This window comes from Nonomuraea rosea, from assembly GCF_039539705.1.
Lineage (GTDB): Bacteria > Actinomycetota > Actinomycetes > Streptosporangiales > Streptosporangiaceae > Nonomuraea > Nonomuraea rosea.
In genome coordinates this window covers 165683-189640 of the sequence record NZ_BAABDQ010000013.1, presented here as the reverse complement: position 1 = coordinate 189640, position 23958 = coordinate 165683, and the positions used below count along the sequence as shown (strand labels likewise).

31 protein-coding genes and 1 tRNA gene are annotated in these 23958 nt (G+C 67.4%); 20 read left to right on the top strand and 12 right to left on the bottom strand.

The genetic code is table 11. The features are described 5' to 3' along the window. Window positions 1-21: 21 nt before the first annotated feature. Complete coding sequence (locus ABEA43_RS28845) at window positions 22-729, bottom strand: hypothetical protein (protein ID WP_345566633.1); 708 nt, start codon at window positions 727-729, stop codon at window positions 22-24. Between the two features lie 1114 nt (window positions 730-1843). On the opposite strand from ABEA43_RS28845, the gene ABEA43_RS28840 reads away from it, so the two are divergent. Continuing rightward, complete coding sequence (locus ABEA43_RS28840; RefSeq protein WP_345566632.1) at window positions 1844-2737, top strand: AlbA family DNA-binding domain-containing protein; 894 nt, start codon at window positions 1844-1846, stop codon at window positions 2735-2737. Window positions 2738-2927: 190 nt separating this feature from the next. On the opposite strand, the gene ABEA43_RS28835 is transcribed toward ABEA43_RS28840, so the two are convergent. After that, window positions 2928-3671 carry a phospholipase D-like domain-containing protein gene (locus ABEA43_RS28835; protein WP_345566630.1) on the bottom strand — a complete coding sequence of 248 codons (744 nt, stop codon included), beginning with the start codon at window positions 3669-3671 and terminating at the stop codon, window positions 2928-2930. 138 nt (window positions 3672-3809) lie between these two features. On the opposite strand from ABEA43_RS28835, the gene ABEA43_RS28830 reads away from it, so the two are divergent. From ABEA43_RS28830 to ABEA43_RS28820, 3 genes are read left to right on the top strand one after another with little or no spacing between them, the layout of a single operon-like run. Then, entirely contained in the window at window positions 3810-4154 is a 345-nt protein-coding gene (locus ABEA43_RS28830; RefSeq protein WP_345566629.1) for a hypothetical protein, read from the top strand. Window positions 4155-4168: 14 nt separating this feature from the next. After that, window positions 4169-4639, top strand: a complete 471-nt coding sequence (locus ABEA43_RS28825) for a GntR family transcriptional regulator (RefSeq protein WP_345566627.1) — start codon at window positions 4169-4171, stop codon at window positions 4637-4639. A 57-nt stretch (window positions 4640-4696) separates the two neighbouring features. Next, window positions 4697-5263 carry an HD domain-containing protein gene (locus tag ABEA43_RS28820; protein WP_345566626.1) on the top strand — a complete coding sequence of 189 codons (567 nt, stop codon included), beginning with the start codon at window positions 4697-4699 and terminating at the stop codon, window positions 5261-5263. Here the strand turns inward: ABEA43_RS28820 and ABEA43_RS28815 are convergent. Both ABEA43_RS28815 and ABEA43_RS28810 read right to left on the bottom strand, forming a co-directional pair. Then, on the bottom strand, window positions 5231-5707 hold the full coding sequence (locus tag ABEA43_RS28815) for an NUDIX hydrolase (RefSeq protein WP_345566624.1): 477 nt from the start codon (window positions 5705-5707) through the stop codon (window positions 5231-5233). The genes ABEA43_RS28820 and ABEA43_RS28815 overlap by 33 nt on opposite strands. Window positions 5708-5710: 3 nt before the next feature. Then, entirely contained in the window at window positions 5711-6451 is a 741-nt protein-coding gene (locus ABEA43_RS28810; protein WP_345566622.1) for a helix-turn-helix domain-containing protein, read from the bottom strand. A gap of 151 nt (window positions 6452-6602) precedes the next feature. On the opposite strand from ABEA43_RS28810, the gene ABEA43_RS28805 reads away from it, so the two are divergent. Further along, entirely contained in the window at window positions 6603-6809 is a 207-nt protein-coding gene (locus ABEA43_RS28805) for a hypothetical protein (RefSeq protein WP_345566620.1), read from the top strand. Continuing rightward, the gene (locus tag ABEA43_RS28800) at window positions 6800-6991 is read left to right on the top strand and encodes a hypothetical protein (protein ID WP_425570375.1); all 192 of its coding nucleotides are present in this window, start codon (window positions 6800-6802) and stop codon (window positions 6989-6991) included. Before ABEA43_RS28805 ends, ABEA43_RS28800 begins: the two co-directional genes overlap by 10 nt. Here ABEA43_RS28800 and ABEA43_RS28795 read toward each other — a convergent pair. After that, the gene (locus ABEA43_RS28795; RefSeq protein ID WP_345566619.1) at window positions 6951-7328 is read right to left on the bottom strand and encodes a GntR family transcriptional regulator; all 378 of its coding nucleotides are present in this window, start codon (window positions 7326-7328) and stop codon (window positions 6951-6953) included. The genes ABEA43_RS28800 and ABEA43_RS28795 overlap by 41 nt on opposite strands. 99 nt (window positions 7329-7427) lie before the next feature. Between ABEA43_RS28795 and ABEA43_RS28790 the strand changes: the two genes are divergently transcribed. The 8 genes from ABEA43_RS28790 to ABEA43_RS28755 all read left to right on the top strand — a co-directional run bounded on the left by ABEA43_RS28790 (window position 7428) and on the right by ABEA43_RS28755 (window position 13238). Beyond that, window positions 7428-7757 carry an SCO3933 family regulatory protein gene (locus ABEA43_RS28790; RefSeq protein ID WP_345566618.1) on the top strand — a complete coding sequence of 110 codons (330 nt, stop codon included), beginning with the start codon at window positions 7428-7430 and terminating at the stop codon, window positions 7755-7757. Then, the gene (locus ABEA43_RS28785; RefSeq protein ID WP_345566616.1) at window positions 7750-9069 is read left to right on the top strand and encodes an FtsK/SpoIIIE domain-containing protein; all 1320 of its coding nucleotides are present in this window, start codon (window positions 7750-7752) and stop codon (window positions 9067-9069) included. The genes ABEA43_RS28790 and ABEA43_RS28785 overlap by 8 nt, the downstream gene beginning before the upstream one ends. 20 nt (window positions 9070-9089) lie before the next feature. Then, window positions 9090-9710: a DUF2637 domain-containing protein gene (locus ABEA43_RS28780; protein WP_345566614.1), complete on the top strand. Its 621-nt coding sequence runs from the start codon at window positions 9090-9092 to the stop codon at window positions 9708-9710. Window positions 9711-9729: 19 nt separating this feature from the next. Next, window positions 9730-10062 (top strand): hypothetical protein, encoded by a 333-nt coding sequence (locus tag ABEA43_RS28775; RefSeq protein WP_345566612.1) that lies wholly within the window; start codon window positions 9730-9732, stop codon window positions 10060-10062. 12 nt (window positions 10063-10074) lie between these two features. Then, window positions 10075-10236, top strand: a complete 162-nt coding sequence (locus ABEA43_RS28770) for a DUF3970 family protein (protein ID WP_345566610.1) — start codon at window positions 10075-10077, stop codon at window positions 10234-10236. Window positions 10237-10489: 253 nt separating this feature from the next. Beyond that, window positions 10490-11842, top strand: coding sequence for a replication initiator (locus ABEA43_RS28765; protein ID WP_425570379.1), 1353 nt, complete (start codon window positions 10490-10492; stop codon window positions 11840-11842). Then, a complete protein-coding gene (locus tag ABEA43_RS28760; RefSeq protein WP_345566607.1) occupies window positions 11839-12024 on the top strand; it encodes a helix-turn-helix domain-containing protein in 186 nt (61 codons plus the stop codon). The genes ABEA43_RS28765 and ABEA43_RS28760 overlap by 4 nt, the downstream gene beginning before the upstream one ends. After that, on the top strand, window positions 12021-13238 hold the full coding sequence (locus ABEA43_RS28755) for a tyrosine-type recombinase/integrase (protein WP_345566605.1): 1218 nt from the start codon (window positions 12021-12023) through the stop codon (window positions 13236-13238). Before ABEA43_RS28760 ends, ABEA43_RS28755 begins: the two co-directional genes overlap by 4 nt. 104 nt (window positions 13239-13342) lie before the next feature. Here the strand turns inward: ABEA43_RS28755 and ABEA43_RS28750 are convergent. Together ABEA43_RS28750 and ABEA43_RS28745 are read right to left on the bottom strand one after the other, a co-directional pair. Beyond that, window positions 13343-13415 (bottom strand) — tRNA-Arg (locus ABEA43_RS28750). A 56-nt stretch (window positions 13416-13471) separates the two neighbouring features. After that, on the bottom strand, window positions 13472-14017 hold the full coding sequence (locus ABEA43_RS28745) for a hypothetical protein (protein ID WP_345566604.1): 546 nt from the start codon (window positions 14015-14017) through the stop codon (window positions 13472-13474). A gap of 125 nt (window positions 14018-14142) precedes the next feature. Here ABEA43_RS28745 and ABEA43_RS28740 point away from each other — a divergent pair, with 125 nt between their 5' ends. The 6 genes from ABEA43_RS28740 (at window position 14143) to ABEA43_RS28715 (ending at window position 19832) form a co-directional block, all read left to right on the top strand. Then, entirely contained in the window at window positions 14143-15507 is a 1365-nt protein-coding gene (locus ABEA43_RS28740) for a sensor histidine kinase (RefSeq protein ID WP_345566603.1), read from the top strand. Window positions 15508-15523: 16 nt separating this feature from the next. Continuing rightward, window positions 15524-16159 carry a response regulator gene (locus ABEA43_RS28735; protein WP_345566602.1) on the top strand — a complete coding sequence of 212 codons (636 nt, stop codon included), beginning with the start codon at window positions 15524-15526 and terminating at the stop codon, window positions 16157-16159. Between the two features lie 860 nt (window positions 16160-17019). Beyond that, the gene (locus ABEA43_RS28730) at window positions 17020-17316 is read left to right on the top strand and encodes a hypothetical protein (RefSeq protein ID WP_345566600.1); all 297 of its coding nucleotides are present in this window, start codon (window positions 17020-17022) and stop codon (window positions 17314-17316) included. A gap of 1 nt (window position 17317) precedes the next feature. Next, window positions 17318-18049: a prolipoprotein diacylglyceryl transferase gene (locus ABEA43_RS28725; protein ID WP_345566598.1), complete on the top strand. Its 732-nt coding sequence runs from the start codon at window positions 17318-17320 to the stop codon at window positions 18047-18049. Beyond that, the gene (locus tag ABEA43_RS28720) at window positions 18046-19593 is read left to right on the top strand and encodes a radical SAM protein (protein WP_345566596.1); all 1548 of its coding nucleotides are present in this window, start codon (window positions 18046-18048) and stop codon (window positions 19591-19593) included. The genes ABEA43_RS28725 and ABEA43_RS28720 overlap by 4 nt, the downstream gene beginning before the upstream one ends. Further along, complete coding sequence (locus ABEA43_RS28715) at window positions 19590-19832, top strand: hypothetical protein (RefSeq protein ID WP_345566595.1); 243 nt, start codon at window positions 19590-19592, stop codon at window positions 19830-19832. Before ABEA43_RS28720 ends, ABEA43_RS28715 begins: the two co-directional genes overlap by 4 nt. Here ABEA43_RS28715 and ABEA43_RS28710 read toward each other — a convergent pair. Genes ABEA43_RS28710 through ABEA43_RS28690 form a run of 5 tightly spaced genes read right to left on the bottom strand, consistent with a single transcriptional unit; the run spans window position 19822 to window position 23827 of the window. Next, window positions 19822-21075, bottom strand: coding sequence for a TolB-like translocation protein (locus ABEA43_RS28710; RefSeq protein ID WP_345566594.1), 1254 nt, complete (start codon window positions 21073-21075; stop codon window positions 19822-19824). The two genes, ABEA43_RS28715 and ABEA43_RS28710, sit on opposite strands and share 11 nt — an antisense overlap. Before the next feature lie 26 nt (window positions 21076-21101). Beyond that, window positions 21102-21569 carry a SigE family RNA polymerase sigma factor gene (locus tag ABEA43_RS28705; RefSeq protein ID WP_345566592.1) on the bottom strand — a complete coding sequence of 156 codons (468 nt, stop codon included), beginning with the start codon at window positions 21567-21569 and terminating at the stop codon, window positions 21102-21104. Window positions 21570-21618: 49 nt separating this feature from the next. Then, a complete protein-coding gene (locus ABEA43_RS28700; protein ID WP_345566590.1) occupies window positions 21619-22077 on the bottom strand; it encodes a MaoC family dehydratase in 459 nt (152 codons plus the stop codon). A gap of 11 nt (window positions 22078-22088) precedes the next feature. After that, on the bottom strand, window positions 22089-23360 hold the full coding sequence (locus tag ABEA43_RS28695; protein WP_345566588.1) for a TolB-like translocation protein: 1272 nt from the start codon (window positions 23358-23360) through the stop codon (window positions 22089-22091). Continuing rightward, entirely contained in the window at window positions 23357-23827 is a 471-nt protein-coding gene (locus tag ABEA43_RS28690; RefSeq protein WP_345566586.1) for a SigE family RNA polymerase sigma factor, read from the bottom strand. Before ABEA43_RS28690 ends, ABEA43_RS28695 begins: the two co-directional genes overlap by 4 nt. Window positions 23828-23958: the final 131 nt, after the last annotated feature.

The window sequence follows — 23958 nt, the reverse complement described above, 5'->3', positions numbered from 1 at the left end:
CGGTCGGTGTCGCTGAGGTCGTCATGAGATTTGCTCCCTCTCGGCGCGCAGCGCTTCGAGGGCCACTCGAATCACGGAATAGGTATCGACATCATCTACGGCGGCACGTGCCTCCAGAGCCTCGTGGAGTGGCGTTGGGAGATACCTGGCGCGGTTCAGTAGGTTCTCTAAATCAGTGACCCATCGGCAGTTGCCCGGCTCGTACCCGCGGTCGTTGTTGATCCGGTCGATGGTAAGGCCGTCTGCGTAGCCGTTCTCCAGGGCCCATGCCTCGAACGCACGGAAGTTCTCCCAGCCTGGATCCACCGTTATTCCGCGGCCTCCGTAGCGCTTCCACTTCTCAGAGGTCGGGTTTGAGCATCGTTCGCGCATGTTTGCCCAGATTCTATGGAGACGGTCATAGGACTTCCCGTGATAGCGGTAGCGGTCGTACGTCTGCGGGCGACCCTTCCATACGCGCTCTACGTGAATCCTCGCCTCGGGGTCTACGTCGAGGCTGATGTAGCAGAAACCGCATGCTGCGGTCTTGCGCCGCTCCAGATCGTCCTCCCGGACATCATCTTCCCATTCGCAGTCAGGGCCCGTGCACCGCAGCCGCACGAAGTAACGGTTGCGCGTCTGGGATTGCCCGCTGCGCCCCGGCACCAGCAGGGGGAATGGAAGCGAGACGACCTCGAAGACCCCCAGCTGTGTACCTATCGGCAGAGGTATGCGGTTTCGCGCTGGCATCGGTCCGGTTCCTTGGACTTGGGGGCGGAGGAGATTCGCTGACGCTATCGGCCAGCTCCGACAATCTCTCCTCCTCCGATCGAAGATGCTGGAACCGGGGATTAGGTTCCGATCTCGCACCTAGCGACGCCGGACAAAGGTCTAGAGGTCCTGTTGCTCCGCGACAGTGGTGCGGCCGTGACGTTCACAAACATGAGCCTGATCCAGACACTTGCTCCCGCTTCCCTGACTCTCGCGTGAGCTACTGTCGGATGCTGTTCGACAAGCGTCGACCTTCCGCTTTTCAGGCGGACCGTTCACCCTGCTCGACTGATCGCCACCCTGGTCAGACGCGTGTAGAAGGTGGCTTGGATGCGTCGGCGTGTGGGGACGTTGCTGTCAGCCATGCTGTCACCTCGACAGCGATATCCGGTGGCAAGGCCCGACGAAGGAGGGCCGCGGCAGCCGATCGCCCCAGCTGTCTACGGCGAGGTCCGGAGTCGGCGATCGTCACGGCCCTGACCACTTGGATTCTATAGCCTGCCGCATCGGCGATGATCGTGACTCCGCGTTGACGTGCCCTTCTGACATCTCTAATCGATGTGGCCCGGCAACTGCTGCAATGTTCCGGGGAGATCACTAAGAGCATCTCCCCGGAATCACACTTTCGTTGCAGCTACCGCTTGCGTTTCTGGTAGCGAAGCATGAGCTCCAGAAGCTTCCATGCACGGGAGCGGCGACCTGGATTGTTGGAACCGACGTAAACACAGGCGCAGGCGGCGATCAGAAGGAAGATCAAGAGCGCAAGGAAGGTTGGACTCAGGGCCGTCATGGGCGTTGCCTTTTCGTGACGGGACTCCATCCGGACATCCATGCCAAAGAGGAAGCACGGAAGTTGGACGGGTCGGCGAGGACGGTTCTTATGGACCGGCCACAACTAGCTTCGCCCAGGCTGGAGCATCACTGACAGCTCACGAACGCTTCCGTACAGTACACAACGCATACATACATACCAATACAACCGCTGACGACTAGTTACACATAGCGAACGCGCACAGGCGATCAATTCGGGTGACTTTTACAATTTCTGACAGTGTGGCATGCTCGGATCACTATGAGCCATCAGCCTCCACTAGTGACCGCACTGCTTGATGATCTGCGCAAGCAACTCAAGCACCTGCACCGGCAGGCCGGAGAACCTAGCACCAGATCTATCGCCACTCGCACAAACAGACAGATCAGCCACACAACAGTTCATATGGTACTCCAATGCCGAAAACTTCCACGACGGGAGCAACTGGACCGCGTGGTGGAAGCTTTAGGCGGAGACGTCCAACCTTTCCGAGAACTGTGGGTAGCCATACGCGATGCACAAGACCCTGCAGCCGCTTCAGGAGCTCTACAGCAGGAATCGACAGGAACTCCACTGCAAGCAGCGCCACATCAAAGCGCAATGGATTTCGATCCCGTCCGCAATGACATCGTACTCCAGCCACTAGGTGGAATATTTTCGCCGTCCGCTGGATACGCACGACTAACGAAATCCGACTCAACCCATATCTCATACGCCGATATTGCTGAGATGGTATCCGCTGGAGACATGGAAGCGCACGATCTTGAATTTAGATCTCAAATCTATGATACAAGCGAAAGGAGCAAGCGCCATCTGGCTACGGACGTCGCCGCCTTCGCCAACGGTTCCGGTGGAGTAATCCTCGTAGGGATCGTTTCAGATAAACAGGGTCAAGCAACAGCTATGACAGATGTACATTTTGGCGATGAGAGCGTCGGCCGACTTCCGAGTATAATTAGTAGCTTAGTCTCTCCCGTTCCAGACTTCCGTATTTTTCCAATCGAAAATCCAGAGCGCTCCAGGTATGGCGTTCTACTAATCTTCGTATCAGGAAGCTCTTCAGCGCTCCATACCGTGAAGGCTGGCCAGGGGCTTTTGTTCCCGAAACGCTCAGGCTACAACATTCGCTTCCTCTCGGAGTCAGAGATTGCCGCCGCCTATAGGCAATCACCGTGACACGGTCTGAAACCGTGGGTATTCATAGTGTGTGGTCACGCTTCGCCGCAGCTCAGGCGGCGCTGGTCGCGACCGGCCGAAGAGCCGCAGCGCGGCCAGCGACCGCCCGGCGGGACGCCGCAGGCGGCACGCCCTTGATGACGTACAGATAAGTTGCTTTCGGATCTTGGTGCAGCTCCGTGATGTGAGCTTATGCCCGTTCTGCGTGAGGTTTTGCGGCGTCCCAGACTCGTTCGAAGCTGTTCAGGTAGGTCGCTGCGGCTGCCTGTGGTTCGGTGAGGCGCAGGTGGATGACTGGGGCTTGGGCTGCGGGCGTGCCGTAGGCGTGGGCATTGATGAGCAGGTCGTCGTCTGCGCGGTAGATGGAGTTGTACAGGACGGTCTCATGGAGGCGGATTTCCGCGTTGTCAGCGCCGATAAGGGGCTTGTACAGGGTGAGGGCGTTGGTGACGCGTGCGGCCATGACGGTCGGGCCGATGGCCTCGTCGATTCCGCGGGTTGCCACCTCAAGGGCGCCTGCGTCGCCGAGCAGGATGCGGACTCTCACGCCTGATCGGGCTTGTGCCGCGAGAAGGCGGATGATGCCGGTGTCCTCGGCGAGGAACAGGCCGCTGTAGGTGAGGATGCCGATCTCGCGTGCGGCTGACTGGAAGAGGTGTCGCCAGGTGGCTTGGGGGACGCTCCAGCGGTGCGGGTAGATGGCCTGGACCTCGTCGGAGATGGCGCGGTGTTGCTGGGCGAGTTCGGGCCAGAGGTCGGCTTCGTCGAGGTGAAGGAGGTCGGCGATGGCCCAGCGGTGGCGCGGGTAGGGGATGCGGCCCTTCAGCCATCGGTGCACGGTCTTGGGGTCGACGGCCAAGTGCGCGGCGACGTCCACGGGCTGGAGGCGGGCGTTGGTGAGCGCGTGGCGCAGGTTGTCGTTCAAGGGGCGCACCTTCCGCGAGGTCAGCCGTTCTGCCTGCGAAGCTAACACGAGACGTCCCTAGACGTCCCCGAGTTGCGGTGTAGAGGTTCCATCCGACGCGCGAATCTCGTCCTACACAACCGGTGACGGCGAAGGGACAGCCCGTTCATGAAGAGCATCAAGGAACAGCAGAACGCCTACGCTGAGCGGCTGCTGACAGCGCTACGGGACGAGCTCAGCAAGCAGGAGATCGCGGCGGTGCTCGTGATCGGCGAGGACGGGCGGCCCGGTCTCGATGTCACCGACAGCCGGTTCCGTGTCCGCCGCGTCTTCGCCCACCTGGCGTTCTGCTGGTTCTACTGGGGCGACCAGGGTGACGAGCGGGTCAGCTCGCTGCGTCTGCCGGTAGCGGTCGAACGGATCGTCCAGGCCGCGCGGGACGGCTGGAACGAGGGCGAGCAAGGCGAACTCGGCGTGGACCTGAACCGCATCGCCGACGCCTACCGCTCCTGACGGATGGACGAGCGATGTCCGACGGGCGCGCGTGGTTGACCGGCTGGCGCGTCTATACGCAGCTGGCCGACCGGCTTCGGGATCGCATCGTGGCCGGCGAGTACGCGGCGGGCAGTGTGCTGCCATCGGAGGCGAAGTTGTGCCGGGAGTTCGGCGTCGCCCGCAATACCGCGCGCCGCGGACTGGCCCTCCTGGAGGAGGAAGGGCTGATCGTGACGGTCCCGTCCAAGGGACGTGTCGTCACGGCAGGCGCCGCGACGCCCGATGGCGTCTACCGCTATCAACTGATCGCGGGCGACCTGCGCGAGCAGATCAGCCACGGCGAACTGGTCACAGGGTCGGCGTTGCCGAGCGAACTGGCCCTTCGGCGGCGGTATGGGGCCTCGCGCAACACCGTCCGGCAGGCGCTCGGGTTGCTGGAGCGTGAGGGGTTGGTGGTGGCCGAGCACGGCCGCGGGCGCTTTGTGCGGGGTGAGACGTCCTAGGACGTCCTGCGGGGCCTGCTGGCTCGATCCGGGCGACATGTGCCTATCGTGAACAGCGTGGGACAAGCTGAATGGGCTCATGACCTCGCCAAAGACCTGCTGGAGACGACCCTGCCCCGGCGCTGGGCGCACACTCAAGGGGTAGCCGCCCGCGCCCTGTCACTGGCATCCATCCTCGGCGACGAGGCAGACACCCTGACCGCCGCCGCATACCTGCACGACATTGGGTACGCGCCCAACCTGGTCGCGACGGGCTTCCACCCGCTAGATGGAGCACGCTATCTGCGCGACATCTACCAGGCCGACGACACGCTCTGCCGCCTGGTGGCGCACCACTCCTGCGCCGTCAACGAGGCGCTTGAACGCTCCCTGTTCACCGAACTCACGACAGAGTTCGACGAGGAACGCCCGGAACTGGTCCAGGCCCTGACCTACTGTGACATGACCACCGGCCCTGACGGGAGCCACCTCACCGCCGCTGACCGGCTGGCGGAGATCCACTCTCGATATGGCCCGGAACACCTGGTCAGTCGCTCGATCACCGCTTCGACGCCATGCATCCTGGCGGCGGTGCGGGCGGTGGAGGCGGCGCTAGCCGATGTACGGCAGGGCGGTACCGGCTAGATAGTGCTCGATCCGCATCCGCATTGAGCGGTCCATCCGCAAGGACCTGACCTGCTCGCGAGATATCCAGCGGACCTCGCGGGACTCGTCGCTCGGCGTCGGCTGACCGCTGACCGCCCGGCCCGTCAGGACGATCGAGAACTCCTGGCGGGCTTCGCCGTTGGAGGTGTAGAGGATCACGTGCCGGGGGTCGCTGTAGGTGCCGGCCAGGCCGGTGATCTCGCAGACAATCCCCGTCTCTTCGAGAGTCTCGCGTACGGCGGCCTGCGGGATCGACTCGCCCAGGTCGATGGCACCGCCGGGTACGGCCCAGTTGTCGTTGTCGGTACGCCGGATCATCAACACCTCACCTGAGGCGTTGATGACGATGACGTTCACGGACGGCACCAGGCTGTTGGGGACCGGGGCGTCGGGGTCGTCGTAGTAGTCGATCCGCTTGGCCATGGCTCAGGACCCTATCGGCCGGGCGCCGTCCCAGACCCGTTCGAAGCTGGTGGCGTAGGTGGTGACCATGTCCCCGCCGACCACTTTGCGCAGGTGGAAGACGGGCGCGTTGCCCGCGGGGACGCCGTACACGTGGGTGTTGACGAGGAACTGATCGTCGGCGCGGTAGATCGAGTTGTACAGCACGGTGGAGTGCAGGCGGAACTCGACGTTGGCGCGCTCCCGCAGTGATCGGTACAGGACGAGGACGTTGCGGATCTTGAAGGCCATGCCGTCGTCGATGCCCTCGTCCTTGCCGCGCTGGGCCACCTCCGCGCAGTCCGGATCGCCGAGCAGGATGCGCACACGTACGCCCGCGTCGGCCTTCTCGCCGAACATGCGCAGCATCCCGGCGTCGTCGGCGAGAAAAAGCCCGCTGTAGACGAGCACGCCGATCTCCTCGGAGGCTGCGGAGAACAGTCGTCCCCACACGTCCCGGGGGACGGCCCAGCGGTGCGGGTAGACGGTGACGATCTCGCTCTCGGATGCTGAGGCGACCTGGTCGCGGGTCAGCGCCTCCGGCCAGAGGTAGGTTTCCTCGGTATCGAGGTACGAAGCCACCGCAAAGCGATGCTTTCGGTATGGCGCGCGGGACTTGGTCACCCACCGTTCGACCGTTTTGGGGTCGACCGCTATGGCCTCCGCCAGTTCGACGATGCTCACGCCGCGCTGCAACAGGGCCGCTCGCAACCTCTCGTTCGCCATGTCACCTGCTCAGGAGGACGTCCGGGGACCTGCACATCGTAGGACGGACGTCTTGAACATGTCCCGTCGTGTAGTGATCTCGTCCTAACTCTCCGTCGCAATCTTGGTGTCACACGGCAACACCGGAGCGACCGGAAGGAGAGGTGATCACATGACTGAGCAGATCTACCCCGAGCCCGCCTGTGAGTGCAGCGCCGGCCTGGAGGAGGGCCAGACGCGGTGCCGCAAGTGCCGAGCCCGGGATCGCTGGATCAAGAAGCAGACGGCCAAGCGCCGGGAGGGCGTGCGGCGGGATGAGACTCGTCGTCCTCCGCGCGGTCCGCGTCGCATCGCCATGGCGGGGGTGACGTGGACGTGATCGCGCTGATCGTCGCCGGGCTGCTCGGCGTCATCCTGCTGGTCGGCTACGTAGCGGTCCTGGTCGGCATCCGCCGCGAGGACAAGGCGCTGAACCTGCGGCGCCGCCCGGACGGGGTCTCGGCCGTCCTGGCCCGGAAGGTTACCGGCTGCTACGTCCGGAACGGGGTTTCGTGGACGTAGCCAACTGCTCCTCGACCCGCGACAGCCGTACCGACAGCTCTTGTACGGCGGACCGCAGCTCGGCCACCTCGCCGGCCACGTCGTCGGCGGGGGAAGCCTCGCCGGGATCATTGACGAACACGCCCTTTCCCTGCTGGCCGATCACCAGGCCCTCGTTGCGCAGGATGCCGACGGCCATCTTCACCACCGACAGCGAGGCGTCGTACTGCTCGGCGAGCTGGGCGGTTGACGGCAGCGGAGTTCCGGGCGCGAGAGAGCCGCCGCGGATCTGCGCACGGAGATCATCGGCGATCTGCAGGTAGCCGGGGCGCCCGGTGTTCTTGACCATCACGTCCATCACACCACGAAACACCAACCAAGCCAACCGAGACCACGTTGACAACCGAGCCAACTAGGTTAACTATGTTGACTAGGACGAATAAGGAGGTCACAGCCCATGCGTACCGTCCCGATCCCTGTGGACACCAGCAAGCTCGCCATTACCTGCGTCAAGGCCCCACGCCCGCGGGTGCTCAACCGCGACACCGGCGAGATCAAGACCGACAAGAACGGCAACACCGTCTACGAAGTCACCGTCTCCGTCGAGGACGAGTTCGGCCGGATCGAACTCGTCAAGATCGGCATCACCGGCGAACCGCCCATCACCGTCGGCGACACCGTCAACCCGGTCGGCCTGCTCGGCTACGTCTGGGAGATCGCCGGCAAGTGGGGCATCGCCTACCGCGCCTCGGCACTGCTCCTCGCCCGGGAGGCCGCCGATGCGTGACGCGCTGGAGGTGCTCGCAGCCCTGGCCGCCACGGCGGCCGGGTTGTGGGCCTGGCGCCGCTGGCACCCCGCCACGTTCTGGCTGGTGATCGGCTTCCCGCTCGCCGCCGTGTCGGTCCGGGCGTCCTGGCGGCGGGTCGCCCTCGGCTGCGGGCTGACCAAGAAGCGGCAGCGCTGGTGGTTCACCACCGTGCCCGGCGCGATCGCCTCCACCGGCCTGGTCAAAGTCCGCCGCCGCTTCCAACGGGTCGCCGTCGACACCAAACCGTTCATGTGGCTACCCCTGCCGACCCAACACGGCTGGCGCGTCACCCTGCACACCCTGGAAGGCCAGACACCCGGCGACTACGCCGAAGCGGCCGAGTCACTCGCGCACTCCTGGGGTGTGCATGCCATCCGCGCCTCCTCACCTCGGCCCGGCCGCGTGGTGCTCCAGGCGACCATCCGCGATCCGCTGGTCAAGGTCGATCAGCTCCCGGCTTCGGATGAGCTGCTCAAGGTCACCGTGGGGCGGCTGGAGACGGGACGGCCTTGGACGATCGACTTCCGAACCGTGCCGCACTGGCTGAACGCGGGAGCCACCCAGTCCGGCAAGTCCAACCTCGCCAACGCCCTCATCGTCGGCCTCGCGCCGCAACCAGTCGCGCTGGTCGGCTTCGACCTCAAGGGCGGCGTGGAGTTCACCCCCTACAGCCCGCGTCTGTCCGCCCTGGCCACCTCACGCACCGAGTCCGTCGCGCTACTGGAGAACCTCGTGGCGCTGATGATCGACCGCATGGGCCTGTGCCGCCAGGCCGGGGCCCGCAACGTCTGGCAACTACCACCCGGCATCCGCCCGACGCCCGTCGTGGTCCTGGTGGACGAGCTTGCCGAGCTGTACCTGATGGCCGACAAGTCCGAGAAGGACGAGATCGCCAAGACCTCAACCGCACTCCTGCGGGTGGCGCAGCTCGGGCGGGCCTTCGGCATCTATCTGTTCTGCTGCGGCCAGCGCATCGGCTCCGACCTCGGCCTCGGCGTCACCGCCCTGCGGGCGCAGTGCTCCGGACGAATCTGCCACCGCGTCAACGACCCCGAGACCGCCACCATGACCCTCGGCGACCTCGACCCCGCCGCCCTGGTCTCCGCTCGCGCCATCGCCGCCGAGACCCCCGGCGTGGCCATCGTCGCCGGACAGGACGGCCAGTGGTACCGCGCCCGCTCCTTCTACGTCACCGAGCAAGCCGCCGAACACGCTGCCCGCACTCACGCCCACCTCACCCCGTCCTGGGACGAGATCACCGCCCACCTGCCCGACCCCATCACCGCCTGAACCCAAGGGAGGGAGAAACGATGCGACGCCTCGCCTGCTGGCTGCTCGACACCGGCCCGGTCCTCGTCCTGGCCGTCATCGCGGGTGCCGGATCGTTCACCCACATCCGCGACACCGCCAGCCAGCACGGCCAGACCGGCTGGATGTCCTGGGCCGTCGCCGTCTGCATCGACCTGACCTGCGTCATGGCCGCCCGCGAACGCCAACGCGACAAGAAGACCGGCAAAGGCCGGCGCTCGCTCTCCTGGCCCGTCCTCGTCCTGTCCGGCGGCATCATCCTGTCGCTGGCCGCCAACCTCGCCCAAGCCGCCCCGACCGTGTGGGGCTGGATCACCGCCGCCACCCCGGCCGCAGCGTTCCTCATCGCCGTCTCGATGCTCGAACGCCGCGCCACCCACCAGGAACCGCCCGCCGCCGCTTCTTCACCGGTCCCTGAGCTTGTCCCACACGCCGACGAGGAGGACAGCCAGGCCAGACAGGATGGCGACCTCGCGCCCGCCCTCGTCGACTACGCGCGCCGTGTCGCCGACGAACACCACACCAAGCACGGCAAGCCCATCACCCGCGACGCCCTACGCACCCACCTGGGCGTCTCCCACCAACTCGCCTCAGACCTGCTGCGCACCCTGCGCACCGCCTGACCCAGAAGGGAGATCACCGATGACCAGCAACCACCGCTCGGCGCTCATCAACGGCCTGCTCGACCTGGCCGCATTCCTGGAAGCCCATCCCGACCTGCCCGTCTCCTCCTGCGTCACCCTGCACCACTTCCCCAAGCAGGACGACGACGCCGGCCTGCGCGCCGAGATCGACCAGATCGCCGCCCGCATCGGCTCGGAGATCGACTTCGAGGACTCCCCGTACGGCCACTACGCCACCTCGGTCTTCTTCGGGCCGGTGGAGTACCGCGCCGTGGCAGTCCTGGCCGCTGCCCGCGCCCGCCACGACGCCGAAGCCAGCTACTACGGCTACATCCAGCCCGACCACACCTGAGGGAGGCCCATCGTGCGCATCCGCCTCGACGGCACCCGCGCCGAAATCGTCGACGCTCTGTTCCGCCTACGCCAGCACTTCACCGTGACCGGCGCCTCACGCGTCTACCCCGACCGGGGCCAAGCCCACCACTGGCGCATCTACCTCACCACCACCGCACGCGAACGGAAGTGACCACGTGCACGAGGTGATCCACTACCGCTGCTGCACCTGCAGCGGGACCGGTCTCGACGCCGACCACAACCGCTGCCGCGACTGCGACGGCACCGGCATCGACAACCACGGCGCATAAACGCGCAGCGCCCCCGGCCTGGCCGCACATCCGCCAAGACACACGCCAGGTCGAGGGCCATCCCTTCACCCGAACGAGCGAAAGGAGGACACCATCTTGCCCACAACCCACGCCACCGCGCACGCCAAAGCGGGCATGATTACCCGACTCAACCACCCCGACTTCGACCGCTGGGCCACCCAAGTCCGCAACACCGGCGGCTGCCGCCAACCCATCCACCTGCGCGGCAAGGTCGACCACTACGACCAAGCCACCGGCCAACTCCTGCACCGCTACGCCACCCGCCACGAACCCGACGGCATCCTGCGCCTGCCCTGCAAGACCCGCCGCGCCTCCCGCTGCCCGGCCTGCGCCGAGACCTACCGCGCCGACACCTACCAGCTCATCCGCGCCGGCCTGATCGGCGGCAAAGGCGTCCCCGAAACAGTCACAGGTCACCCGACCCTCTTCGTCACTCTCACCGCGCCAAGTTTTGGAACGGTCCATACGCGCCGTGAGAAGAACGGCAAGGTCCAGCCCTGCCACGCCCGCCGCAACACGCCCACCTGCCCGCACGGCCGCGCCATGACCTGCACCACCCGGCACAGCAAAGACGACCCGCGCCTCGGCGAACCGCTCTGCCCGGACTGCTACGACTACACCGGCTCCGTCCTGTTCAACGCCCTGGCCCCGCTGCTGTGGAAGCGCTTCGCCGACGCCGTACGCCGCCACCTCGCCAAACACGCCGGCCTCCCACTCAAAGAACTACGCCACCACCTCACCCTCTCCTTCGCCAAGGTCGCCGAATACCAACGCCGCGGCGTCGTCCACTTCCACGCCGTCATCCGCCTCGACAGCTCCGACGGACCAGCGTTCCCGCCTCCGGCCTGGGCCACCGCCGACGCCCTGACCCACGCCATCCAGCACGCGACCAAGGCCGTCTCGGCCACCGCCCCGGCCTACGAAGACCAGCCTGAGCGAGTCCTGCGCTGGGGCGCCCAGCTCGACGTCCGACCCATCACCCTGGACGGCGACCTGACTGAACAAGCCGTCGCCGGCTACATCGCCAAGTACGCCACCAAAGCCGCCGAATGCGTCGGCACCCTCGACCGCCGCATCAACCCCCTCGACGATCTCGACGCCTTCAACCTCCGCAACCACGCCCACCGCCTCATCGCCACCTGCATGCACCTCGGCACCCTGCCGGACCTGGCCGAACTCCGGCTCGCCGACTGGGCCCACATGCTCGGCTTCCGCGGCCACTTCTCCACTCGCTCCCGCCGCTACTCCACCACCCTCGGCGAGCTCCGAGCAGCCAGAGAACGCTTCGTTCAAACCGAAGAGATCACTCACGGACGCCTGCCGCTCTTCGACGAGGACACCATCCTCGTGATCAGCGAATGGGAGTACGCAGGCAAGGGCTATTCAGCGGGAGATCAACTCCTCGCCGCGGCTCTCACCAGAACACCAATGGCGATGCCGCAGCAAGCCGGAACGAACCGCCTATGACCCGGCTCCTTCTCACCGTGCCAGAAGCCGCCCAGGTCCTGGCCATCTCCCGCAGCAAGCTCTACCAACTGCTCGCCTCCGGCGCAGTCGGCTCCATCCGCATCGACGGATCCCGCCGCGTCCCCGTTACGGCGCTGACGGACTACATCACTCACCTGACCAGGAAGGAGGCCGCCGTATGACCAAGACCCTCGTCGGCGCACCAGACGAGCAGCCCCGCAAGAAGAAGGCACCCAGGTTGCGCGACGGTGTGATGAAGCGCGGTACTACCTGGTCGTACGTGATCAGGGTGCGAGACTCCGAAACGGGGGAGAGCAAGCCCCGATGGGTGGGCGGCTTCACCACCGAGGACGACGCCAAGGCGGCCCGAGACGAAGCACGGGTCAAAGCCCGACGCGGTGAGTACGTCGACCGCAACACGATCACCGTCCGCGAATACCTCGATGAGTGGATCGAGGCCCACGCCGTCGAGATCAAGCCCAAGACCCTCGCCGACTACCGGCACATCATCGACCGATACATCAAGCCCCACATCGGCACCCTGCGCCTACAGGCTGTTCGGGCCTCCACGATCACCAAGCTGTATCGGGATCTGCGGGCCGGCGGCGGCAAGAACGGACGACCGCTCTCCGCGCGCACGGTCGACTACGTCCACGCCGTGCTCCGAAAGGCATTCCGCGATGCTGTGAACGTCGACGAGATCCTGTCGTCCAGTCCGGTCGAGAAGGCCAAGCGCCCCCGTCGGGAGATCAGCGAGCCCGGCACCGTCTGGACTACGGACCAGCTCAAGACGTTCCTCCTCGCTGCTCGCGAGCACCGGCTATGGCCCTTCTTTCACGTCGCGGCCTACACCGGTGCCCGGCGCGGCGAACTCCTGCACCTTCGCTGGTCTGACGTCGATCTCGATGGCAAGCAGATCACCATTCGCGGCTCGGCCTCGTTCATCGACGGTAAGCGTGTCGAGGGAACCACCAAGAGTGGCCGTAAGCGCGTTGTGAGCCTCGACGCGCGTACGTCGCAGGTCTTCCGTACACAGCGCTCTCAGCAGGCCGCAGACAAGCTCCAGCTCGGTCCTGAGTGGCGCGGTACGGGCGATCACGTGTTCACCACCGGATGGGGCGAGCCCGTTCACCCCGACACGCTCAGCTCGCTCTTCCCGATCCTGACCAAGCGATACAACCAGGCAAACCCCCGCACGCCGTTGCCACACGCACGGCTTCACGACCTACGCCACATCCACGCGACGACTCTGCTCCTGGCCGGCGTCCCGGTCCATGTCGTCGCGGCCCGGCTCGGCCACGCCGACCCCTCGATCACCCTGCGGGTCTACGCCCACGTGGTCCGCGCCGCCGAAGCCTCAGCCGCCGACATCTTCGCCGAAGCGATCGGAGAGTGAGGGAGGACCCGTGTTAGCAGGGGTGTTAGCAAGATCGCGAAATTGTCCTGACAAACACTAAGGCCCGCTCCCAGGAACCCCTGGTAGCGGGCCTTTCTAGTGAGCGCGGCCGACAGGAGTTGAACCCGTAACCTTCTGATCCGTAGTCAGATGCTCTATCCATTGAGCTACGGCCGCTTGCTGCGTTACAAGCATAGCGGGTTCTGGGGAGTGCCTCGAACCGGATGGGGCAATCACGGACGCGTGGGTTCGGCCTTGCGGGGCCACAGGGTGTAGCTGACGGGCCAGAGTACGGCGATCAAGGGGACCTTGAGCAGGGCGTACATGAAGTCGATCAGGGCTTGGGTGCGGGGCTGGTCGTTGACGAGCCAGACCAGGGCCATTAGGAAAGCGCAGGCCAGGGCGTACGCGAGGACTATGCGGAGCCAGATCGCCCACTCGTGGCGGGCTCGGGCCAGGCCGCCGGACGGTGGTTTCCAGGGGGGCGGGCCGGCCGCGAAGCGGTGGTGGAAGTGGGCGTCCGCCCAGCGGATGGTGCGGTGGCCGAAGACGATCGAGTAGGCGAGGTACGCGGCGGCCAGGCCGTGCCGGAGGTCCGCCGTGGCGCCGCCGCGCATGTCGGCGACCGCGGCGATCAGGAGGATCACGTCCAGGAGGGGGACGGTGAGCAGCAGGGCCGTGCTGAGCCGGCGGCGGTGCCAGAGGTAACGGCTGGCCAGGCCGAGGCCGAGGAGCACCCAGAAGGCGACCTCGCAGCCTATGAGGATGGCGACGATCACGTGTACCAGTCTCGGAGAGTGTCGGGCTCCGCGCATCGTCAGGGGGCATGAGCCTGTGGATACATCGAAGGGTGTATCCACAGGCTGACTCCCGCAGGAGGAAAGCGCTGCCTGCGAGTGGTGGGATGGGGGACATGAACCGGGTGGCGTTGTGGGCCGGGCTGGCCTTCGCGATGGGCGTGATGCTCATCGCGGGTGGGGCCTATTCCCATCGCGGCGTGCCCGAGTGGTTGCTCGGCATTCCGCTGGCTCTGACCTGCGTCGGGGTGCTGGTGCGGCAGCGGGCGCCGCTGGTCTGCCTGGGGCTGGGGGTGGCGGGGATCGTGGCGGACGCGTTCGTGGGGCCGTCTCTGGGGACGGTGCTCATCTTCACCGACAATCTGTACGCCGCCGCCCTTTATGGCCCGGCCCGGCTCGCCCGGGTGCTGCTCGGCATCACCGCCGCGCTGGCGGTGGGGGGTGGGGCGGTGGCGGGGTTCATGGCGGAGGACTGGCGGGTGCTGGCGGTGATCGGGGTGCAGGCCGGGCTCGTGCTCGTCGTGCCCGTCACGACTGCCCTGGTGCTGCGGGAGCAGCGGGATCGGGCCGCCGCCGAGCGCGTACGTGCTGAGCAGGTGGCGCATCTCGCCGAGCTCGACCGGCAGGCCGCGATCGCGACCGAGCGTACGCGGATGGCTCGCGAGCTGCACGACATGATCGCGAACCACTTCAGCGCCATCGCCATCCAGTCCACCGCCGCGCTGTCCAGAAAGGATCTCGACCGGGCGACCGTGCGCAAGATCATGGAGTCCGTACGCGAGAACAGCGTGAAGGGGCTGGCCGAGATGCGGACCATGATCGGGCTGCTCCGCCATGAAGGCGACGAGGCGGAGGCCACCCGGCCACGGCTGGCCGACGCCGAGACGCTGGTCGACAGGGTGACGCGGGCAGGGCTTGAGGCGGATTTCCGGGTCGAGGGGGAGGCCCGGGAGGTGCCCGCTTCGGTCGATCTGGCGGGCTACCGGATTGTGCAGGAGGCGTTGACCAACGCGCTCAAGCACGGCGACTCGCCCGTTTCCGTGCTCATCTCGTACGAGGCTGGGCGGGTGCTGGTGCGGGTCGAGAACGCGGTCGGCGAGCGCGAGGCGCGGTTGCCCGGCGCCGGGGCCGGGCTCATCGGGATGCGGGAGCGGGCTTCGCTGGTCGGGGGGTCCTTCGAGGCCGGGCCTTCGGGGGGGGGGGGGTGGCGGGTGCTGGCCTCGCTGCCGACCTCTACTGACGCGGTGGCGCGGCCGGCTCAGGCGGGTGCGCCTGACGGCTCGGTTCGCGCTGGTGGTCCGGGGGATCGGACGGATGGTCCGAGGGGTCGGACGGGTGGTGCGGGGGATCGGACGGGTGGTGCGGGGGATCGGACGGATGGTCCGAGAGGTTGGGCGGGTGGTGCGGGGGGTCGGGCGTTGGGCGAGGAAGAGTCCTCGGGGGCGGAGCGATCTGCTGGTGAACGAACGTGAGTGTGCTGGAGGAGCGGTGACGGTCAGGGTTCTGGTGGCTGATGATCATGCGGCGGTGCGCGCCGGGATCGTGTTGATCCTCGATGGGGCGGACGATCTCGAGGTCGTGGGGGAGGCGGGCGATGGGGAGCAGGCGGTGGCCATGGCGCGCGAGCTGCGGCCCGATGTGGTGTTGATGGATGTGCGGATGCCCCGGCTCGATGGGATCTCGGCGACCAGGGAGCTGGCCGGAGTCTGCGACGTGCTGATTCTGACGACGTTCGATATTGATGAATATGTGTTCGGCGCTTTGCGGGCCGGTGCGGCCGGATTCCTGTTGAAGAACACCGAAGCCGAGTCCCTGGTCGAGGCCGTGCGGCTGGTGGCCAGAGGGGATGGGCTGATCTCGCCTGGGGTCACGCGGAGGCTGATCGCGGCCTTCGCCGAGCAGGCGCCGCGCCGGGAGCCGGTGGCCGACTCGGAGGGCCTGACGCCTCGGGAACGGGAGGTGCTGGCGTGCATCGGGCGCGGGCTTTCCAACGCTGAGATCGCCAGGGAGCTGGACATGGCGGAGGCCACGACCAAGACCCATGTGAGCCGGGTGCTGAACAAACTGGGGCTGAAGAGCCGGGTGCAGGCGGCGATCTATTACTCGGAGGGCCTAGAGCCGTAGGGTGAGCGCCGTGAGCGGGCTGTTGCTGATCGGTCTTGCTGCTTCGAGCGCGAAGGCGGTATCAGAAAGGCGTGCTGGGTGGTGTTGATCGGATGTCAACGGCCGGCTTCTAGTCTGATCACGACTAGGGGGTACGCCGAGATATGAGCACATCACCACCGTCGCAGCCGTCGTCGTCGGGAGATCCGGAGCGGCCCGAGCAGCCCGAAGAGGCCGGGAGCTCGGGAGGAGGTCCGGAGAGTCCCGAGGAGCGCAGGGGTGCGGAAGGTCCTGAGGGGCGCAGGGACGCGGAAGGTCCCGAAGGCTCGGAAGGTCCCGATGGCTCGAACGGTCCTGAGGGCCTGAGGAGTTCGGGGGCTTCTGGGGGCTCGGAAGGTCCCGAAGGCCTGGAAGGTCGCGAAGGGCCGCTGGGTTCCGGTAGGCCGGAGTTTGTGCCGCCGTCCGGTGGTTCCGCGACCATCCCGCCGCCGTCCGGTGCGCGACCGCTGCCCGAGCAGCCTCCGTCCGGGCCACCGTCGTTCAGCCCTCCGCCAGGGTCGCCACCGGGGCCGGCTTCGGGGCCAACCTCTGGGCCGACCTCTGGGGCGGCTCCGGGGCCGATGCCTGGGCAAACGCCGTCCTGGCAGCCCCCGCACGGGGAGCCGCCGCACGGTCAGCCGTCGTACGGGCAGCCCCCTCAGGGCCAGCCCTCGTACGGGCAGCCGCCGCACGGCCAGCTCCCTCACGGGCAGCCGTCGTACGGGCAGCAAGGATCCGGACAACAGGGATACGGGCAGCCCCCATACGGACAGCCGCACGGGCAACCGCATGGGCAGCAAGGGTATGGGCCGCCGCCCCAGCCCCCTCCCAGCAGTGGCTCCGTGGGCTCGCTCATCGCGCTGGTGTTCGCCGGCCTGACCCTCTACAGCGTCGTCAACGCACTGGTCGGCTTCTTCATCTTCGTCGTAGCCATGAACCAGGAAGGCAACGCCACCGCCTACATCGTGACCGCCGCGATCATCCTGGCGCTCTTCGGCCTGGGCCTGGGCGCGTGGCTGGTGTTCCTGCGCAAGCCCTGGTCCAAGGGCCTGGGCCTGGGGCTCATGATCGGCTGGGCGCTCTGGTCCATCCTGTCCGCCGGCCTCTGCACCGGCCTCAACCCGGGCCTGTACGGCTGACATGCCCTACCACGAGATCTTCGTCGGCCTCGGCGTGTTCGCGGCCTCCGTGGTCTTCGTCCTGGAGGCGAGGAGAAGGGGCGCGTTCAACGAGCAGTCGCTCGTCGCCGTCACCGGCGCGCTGGTCGGCGGCGCCATCGGGATGCGGCTGGCCGGCTGGCTGGAGACGCTCGCCCTCGAGGACCTCTGGCTGTACGGCTCCCGCAGCATCCTCGGCGGCCTGACCGGCGCGTACGTCGGAGTGCTGATCGCGAAGAAGGTCATCGGCTATCGGGAGCGGACCGGAGACCTGTTCGCCCCGGCCGTGGCGCTCGGCATGGCCGTCGGGAGGATCGGCTGCCATCTCACCGAGGCGCCGGGCCGCCCCACCGACCTGCCGTGGGGGGTGCACGCCCCGCCCTCGACGCCCGAATGCCCCGGCTGCCTCACCGGACAGGCCATGCACCCGTCGTTCGTCTACGAGATCATCTTCCAGCTCGTCGCGTTCGCCGTGCTCGTCTGGGCGCGCAAGCGGCTCACTCAGCCGGGCGAGCTGTTCACGCTGTACCTGGCCGGGTACGCCGCGTTCCGCTTCCTCGTCGAGTTCACCAGGGCGAACGAGACGGTCTGGCTCGACCTCACCCGACCCCAGTGGTTCCTGATCCCGGGCCTGCTGCTGCTCGGTCTCAGAGTCGGGTACGGCTGGCGGCGCGGCCACTACGATCCCCTTTTCCAGCGGAAGGTCATGACATGAGCACAGGGATGGGCCTGCGGGGAGACCGCATCCTCAGGTACGTCAACGCGTTCTGCCCCCACTGCCACGGCCAGGACCTCGACAAGGTCGAACGGCTGAGCGGCTATCTCGTCGCCCGCGACGGCAAGGTCTGGCTGGAGCGCGGCTGCCGCGAACACGGATTTATCCGCACTTTGTACGACGAAGACCCAGAAATCCTGGCGTACCTGGAGGAATGGACCGCCCCCACAAAGCAGCACATGCCGGATATGTCGGGGAACTTTCTCCCCATCCCCAGCGCCTACCTCCACGGCCTCCCCGAGATGCAGACCCAGCACACCTGCATCCTCCTCGAAGACATCGCCGAAGCCTGCAACCTGCGCTGCCCCACCTGCTTCGCCGACAGCTCACCCGACCTCACCGGCATCGTCCCCGTCCCCGACATCCTCGCGAACGTCGACCAGCGCCTCCAACGGGAGAACGGCAAGCTCGACGTCCTCATGCTCAGCGGCGGAGAGCCCACCCTCCACCCCGAGCTCAAGACCCTCCTCGCCGAGCTCGCGCAACGCCCGGTCACCCGCATCCTGATCAACACCAACGGCGTCCTCATCGCCAGGGACGACGCCCTGCTCGACCTCCTCACCGAGCACAGGGAGCGGGTCGAGGTCTACCTCCAGTACGACGGCAGCTCGGCGGAGGCCTCCAAGCACCACCGGGGCGGCGACCTGACCCGCCTGAAGGCGCAAGCCGTCCAGCGTCTGTCGGAGCGCGAGATCTTCACCACGCTCGTCATGACCGCCGCGCTGGGCGTCAACGACGGCGAGATCGGCGACGTCGTACGCCTCGCCCTCGACACCCCGTACGTCGGAGGCGTGTCGCTGCAACCCCAGTTCGGCTCCGGCAGGTCGGGCGCCATCGACCCCTCGGACCGGCTCACCCACACCGGCGTGCTCAGCCGCCTCGGCCCGCAGACCGGCGGCCTGGTGACCTGGCGTGACCTCACCGCCCTGCCCTGCTCACACCCCCACTGCTGCTCGGTCGGCTACCTCATCCGCGACGACGCCCGGCAGTGGCGCTCGCTCACCGCGCTGATCGGCCACGATCGCCTCAAGCAGAATCTCGGCCTGGTCTCCAACCGCATCGCCGACACCGAGCTGCCGCGCGAGCTGCGGCAGGCCGTCCAGGAGTCGCTGCTCGGCCTGCTGTCGGAGCAGTCGTCCCTGTCGCACCCGCAGATCGGCGACCTGTGGCGCGACATCTGCGAAAACTGCGACCTCGGCATCTCCACCCTGCTCACCCTCGCTTCCTCCGCGCTGCCGGGCCGGCGCAAGAAGCTGCGCAGAATGCTGGGGGAGCGGGTCGTGCGCATCACGGTCAAGCCGTTCATGGACATCTCGACCATGATCGAGGAACGGCTCACGCAGTGCTGCGTCCACGTGGGCACGCGGGCCGAGCAGGACCAGTGCGCGCCGTTCTGCGCCGTACAGGCGTGGCCGCAGCTGTCGCGGCAGCGGCTGTCCGCCGTGGCCTCGCGACCGCGCACGCCGTTCGAGGTGATCCTGTGAAGGAGCCGCACGATCCGCTCCGGTTGTGCGTGTACGCGACCGTCGCGCTGCTCGGCTGGCTGCTCGGGCCGTGGGCGGCGCTCGGGTTCGCGGCGCTGGGGTTCGCGGGCTACTGGAAGGCGCGGCGAGCCGGGCTGACCCGGAGCAAGTGCGTGCTCCGGGACACCCGGCTCGTCCTGGCCTATCTCGGGCTCATCGGCCTCGCTGCGATCGCGGCGATCGTGACGGTCATCGTGTGACGGCCGCCAGGTTCAGCACGGTGTACTCCTTGCCGCCACCGCGCGACTTGACCGCGCAGCCCGGTTTCCCGCACGTCTCGTAATACTGCAGATCGGCGTCCCAGGAGACCGTGGCGGACGGCGCGGAGGCGGAGGCGCCCGTACCCACGCCGCCGGAAACCGCCGTCCCTGCCGACCGCTCACCGAGCCCGGCCATCAGCCCGGTCGGCAGGTCGTACACCACGGCGAGCGGCACCCCGGTCCGGTTCCGATCCGGTTCGTACGGTCTGAGCACCGCATATCGGTCACCCAGCAGGAGCCGCATGCCGTTCGGCCGCAGGCTCTGAGGCAGGCTCTTGCGCTCGGAACCGTCGACGCGCTGTACGATCACGCGTTTGTTCAGCACGCCGACGCACCACTGCGCGTGGCACTGCATCGCCTGCACGCCTTCGGGCAGCGCGACGTCGGACGACTGGCCGGTCTCCAGGTTGACGACGCGGGTCTGGTTCGCGCCCGGCCGCTCGACGGCCCGGGCCACCGCCCACGGCCAGGCGGACAGGTGGAGCCCGGCACCGCCCGGCAGCGGTTCGGGGGCGCCGCCGGTCAGCGGCATGCGGTAGACGCCGCCCTTCTTCACCGACCACACGAGGGAGTCGCCGGTGACGGCGATCTCCTCGACGTCGGCCGCGACCTCGCCCACCCGCCGGGCCTTGCCGCCCTCCCTGGGCATGATCCAGAAATCCGCCCAGTCATCGCTGTCCTGGGGCGTCTCGCCGTACCAGGCGATGTACTCGGCGCCGACCGCGATGTGCTGCGCGTAGTACTTCTTCTTAGGGCTGGGGATGTCGCCGAGCACGCGGAGTGTCCGCGAGACCGAGTCGTACACCTCCAGACGCCCGCCCTTCTCGAACGCCGAGTTCGCGATCAGCAGCATCTCGGTCGCGCTCAGGCCGGTCACCGGGTACATCTTCCAGCCCTTGGCGTTCTTCGCCGGCACCTTGACGACGGCCTGCGGCCACAGCTCGGCGGCCGGCCTCGTCGCGGGGACGGACGTCTCGGGTGCGGACGGGGTGACCGACACGGCGGGCGGAGGCGGCTGACGGTCCGCGCCCGACAGCACCGCCGTCGTACCGCCCGCGATCGCCACCACCGCGACGGCCGCGAGCAGGACCTGCACCCGCTGCCTGGTACGCCTGGCGCGCCGCCGCGCGGCCACGCCCGCCGCGAGATCACGGCGCTCCACCTGGCCGGAAGCCGTTCGCATGGTCCGGATCAGATCTTGTTCGCCGCTCATCGTGCCTCCTGAAACACGCGCTTGATCCGGAGCTTGTCCAGGGCGCGGGACGCCTGGCTGCGCACGGTCCCGCGAGAGACGCCGAGGATCTCGGCGATCTCCTGGTCCGGCAGGTCCTCGTAGTAGCGCAGCACGAGCACGGCCCGCTGCTTGCGGGGCAGCTCCTGAAGGCCGGCCCAGAGGGCGGCGTCGCCGTACCGGTCGAACTCGCCGCGCTCGGGGACGGCGGCGACCAGGTCTTCGCGATGTCGCCGGCGCCACGACTTGATGTGCAGCCTGACCATGATCGTCCGCACGTACCCCTCGGGGTCGTGCTTCTTGCGGACGCGTGGCCAGGCGTCGCCCAGACGGGCCAGCGCCTCCTGTGCGAGATCGGCCGCGTCCTCGGAGTTGCCGGCCAGCACATAGCCGTACCGGAGGAGCGCGTCGCCCCGGGCTCGGACGAACTCGTCGAAATCTTCCACGAACCCAGGGATCGATGAGCGCGCGTTACTGTTGCACGAAATCAGCGGGTTACTGCGCGGGGACGTACAGGCTGAGGGTCTCGGCGATGCACGCGGGCCGCTTCTCGCCCTCGATCTCGATCGTCATCTTCAGGTTGGACAGGTAGCCGGCCGGCGTGCCCTTGACGTCGGTGAGCTCGCCCACGGCCCTGATCCGCGCGCCGACCAGCACGGGCCGGGGGAACCTGACCTTGTTCAGGCCGTAGTTGACGCCCATCGCGATGCCGTGTACCTCGACGATCTCGAACATGAACGACGGCAGCAGCGACAGGCTCAGGTAACCATGGGCGATCGTGCCGCCGAACGGCCCCTCCTTGGCCCGCTCCACGTCCACGTGGATCCACTGGTGGTCGCTGGTGGCGTCGGCGAAGAGATTGACCTGTTCCTGAGTGACCGTGCGCCACTCGGTCGGCCCGAACGTCTCGCCGACGGCCGCCTTGAGCTCCTGAACATTCGCGAAGGTCCGCATGGTCGAGAACGCTATTGCGCGGGCGGGACGGCTGCCAAGTTCAGCACCTTGAACGTGCCGGGCTCGCCGTTCCAGTAGGCGATCGTGCTCGGCTCGGAGGACGTGCCGGTGCCGTACATCTTGCTGCCCTGCCCGATCCCGATCTCGGCCAGCTTGCCGGTGGCGCTGTCGTAGATGGTCGCCCCCGCGTTCAGGAACCGGTCGAGGATCGGGAACTCGACCATCCGGAATGTGAACCTATCGGTGAGACGGATCGTCCCGGTGCCGTCAAGTCTCTGCGCGAAGGGGCCCTGCTCGCCGTCTCCGGCGCACCAGGAAATACCGCAGCGCAGGCTTTTCGCCGCCGGGGGTGCGGTGATCACGGTGGTCTGGCCGCTCGCCAGGTCGACGAGCTTGCTCTGGTTGCGGTCGGGATCTTCAGGGCTGGCCACGTCCACGGCGTACGGCCATTTGAGCAGGTGCAGCCCGTCACTGCCGGGCACCTGCGCCGCCGCGCCGCCGGTGACGGGGATGCGCCAGACGCCGCCGGACCGTTCCGACCAGTAGACGTGCTCGCCGTCGACCCCGATGGCGTCCATCTGCGCGTGCTCGCCGGTGAACGTCCCGAGCAGCTCGGGCTCGCCGCCGGCCAGCGGGACCGCCCAGATCTCCCGTACAGGGACGTCGTCCTTCTCGCCGTACGCGAACCAGGTGAGCGTCCGGCCGTCGGTGCCGGCGGTCTGGGGGATGTAGCCGTCGAGGCCGGGCGTCCGCGGGACCGTGGTGACCACGCGCGACGTGCCCGTCGACGAGTCGTACACCTCGAACTTCCCGGGCTTCTCGAACGACGAATCGGCGCTGAGCAGCACCTCCGTGGCGCTGATGCTGGTGACGGGGCGGTAGCGCCAGCCGTCGGCGTTCTTGGCGGGCATCGTGAAGACCGCCTCCGGCCAGAGCTCGGCCGCGGCCACGCCCTGTTCGCCCGCCCGCGGGACGAGTGTCCTGGTCGTGGCGGGGCTCGGGGACAGCACGGCGGCGGTGGCCGTGCTGTCGCCGCTGGGCGGGGCGGCCACTCTGCCGCTGGGCGGGGCGGCCACTCTGCCGCCGTCCGCGCCGGAGAACACGCCCCTCACCCCCGCCGCGCCCACGCTGATGACCACCACGGCCGCGACGGCCAGCGCCTGCGCACGCCGCCGGCTCCTGCGGCGTCTGCGCCGCGCGATGTCCGCCAGCAGGTCGCCCTCCTCCGGGGCGCGCGTGGCCGCCGACTGCAGTGCACCGATCAGTTCGTCCTCTGACCTCACAACTGTCCCCTTTCGAGCATCGCCGGCTTGACCCGTAGCGTGTGAAGCGCCCGGAACGCCTGGCTGCGCACGGTTCCCCGGGAGATTCCGAGAATCTCGGCTATTTCCTGATCCGACAGGTCCTCGTAGTAGCGCAGCACCAGGACGGCCCGCTGCCTGCGCGGCAGCGTGGCCAGCTCCTTCCACAGCTCGCCGAAGGAGTGGCTGTCGAGATGGGAGCCCTCTGGTACGTCGTCCGTCAGCAGCTCTCTGCGCCGCCTGCGCCACCAGCTGATGTGCTGGCGAGCCATGATCGTCCGTACGTACGACTCTGGATTGTCCTTGTTGCGGACCTTGCGCCAGCCGTTGCTCAGTTTCAGCAAGGCCTCCTGCACCAGATCGTCGGCGTCGTCGGCGTTGCCGGTGAGCACGTAGCCGTATCTGAGCAGGGCCGAGCCGCGCGCCCGGACGAAATCCTCGAACTCCACACCTACACAGACGCCCCGCGAGCGGAGCCTGTTGCAAAGATCTTTACTCGAAACCATCGCATAGGTGTTCGAGTGCGCGCTACAGTTCTAGGTATCGAAATCGAACAAGGGTTCGGCCTGGTGAGAGGGGG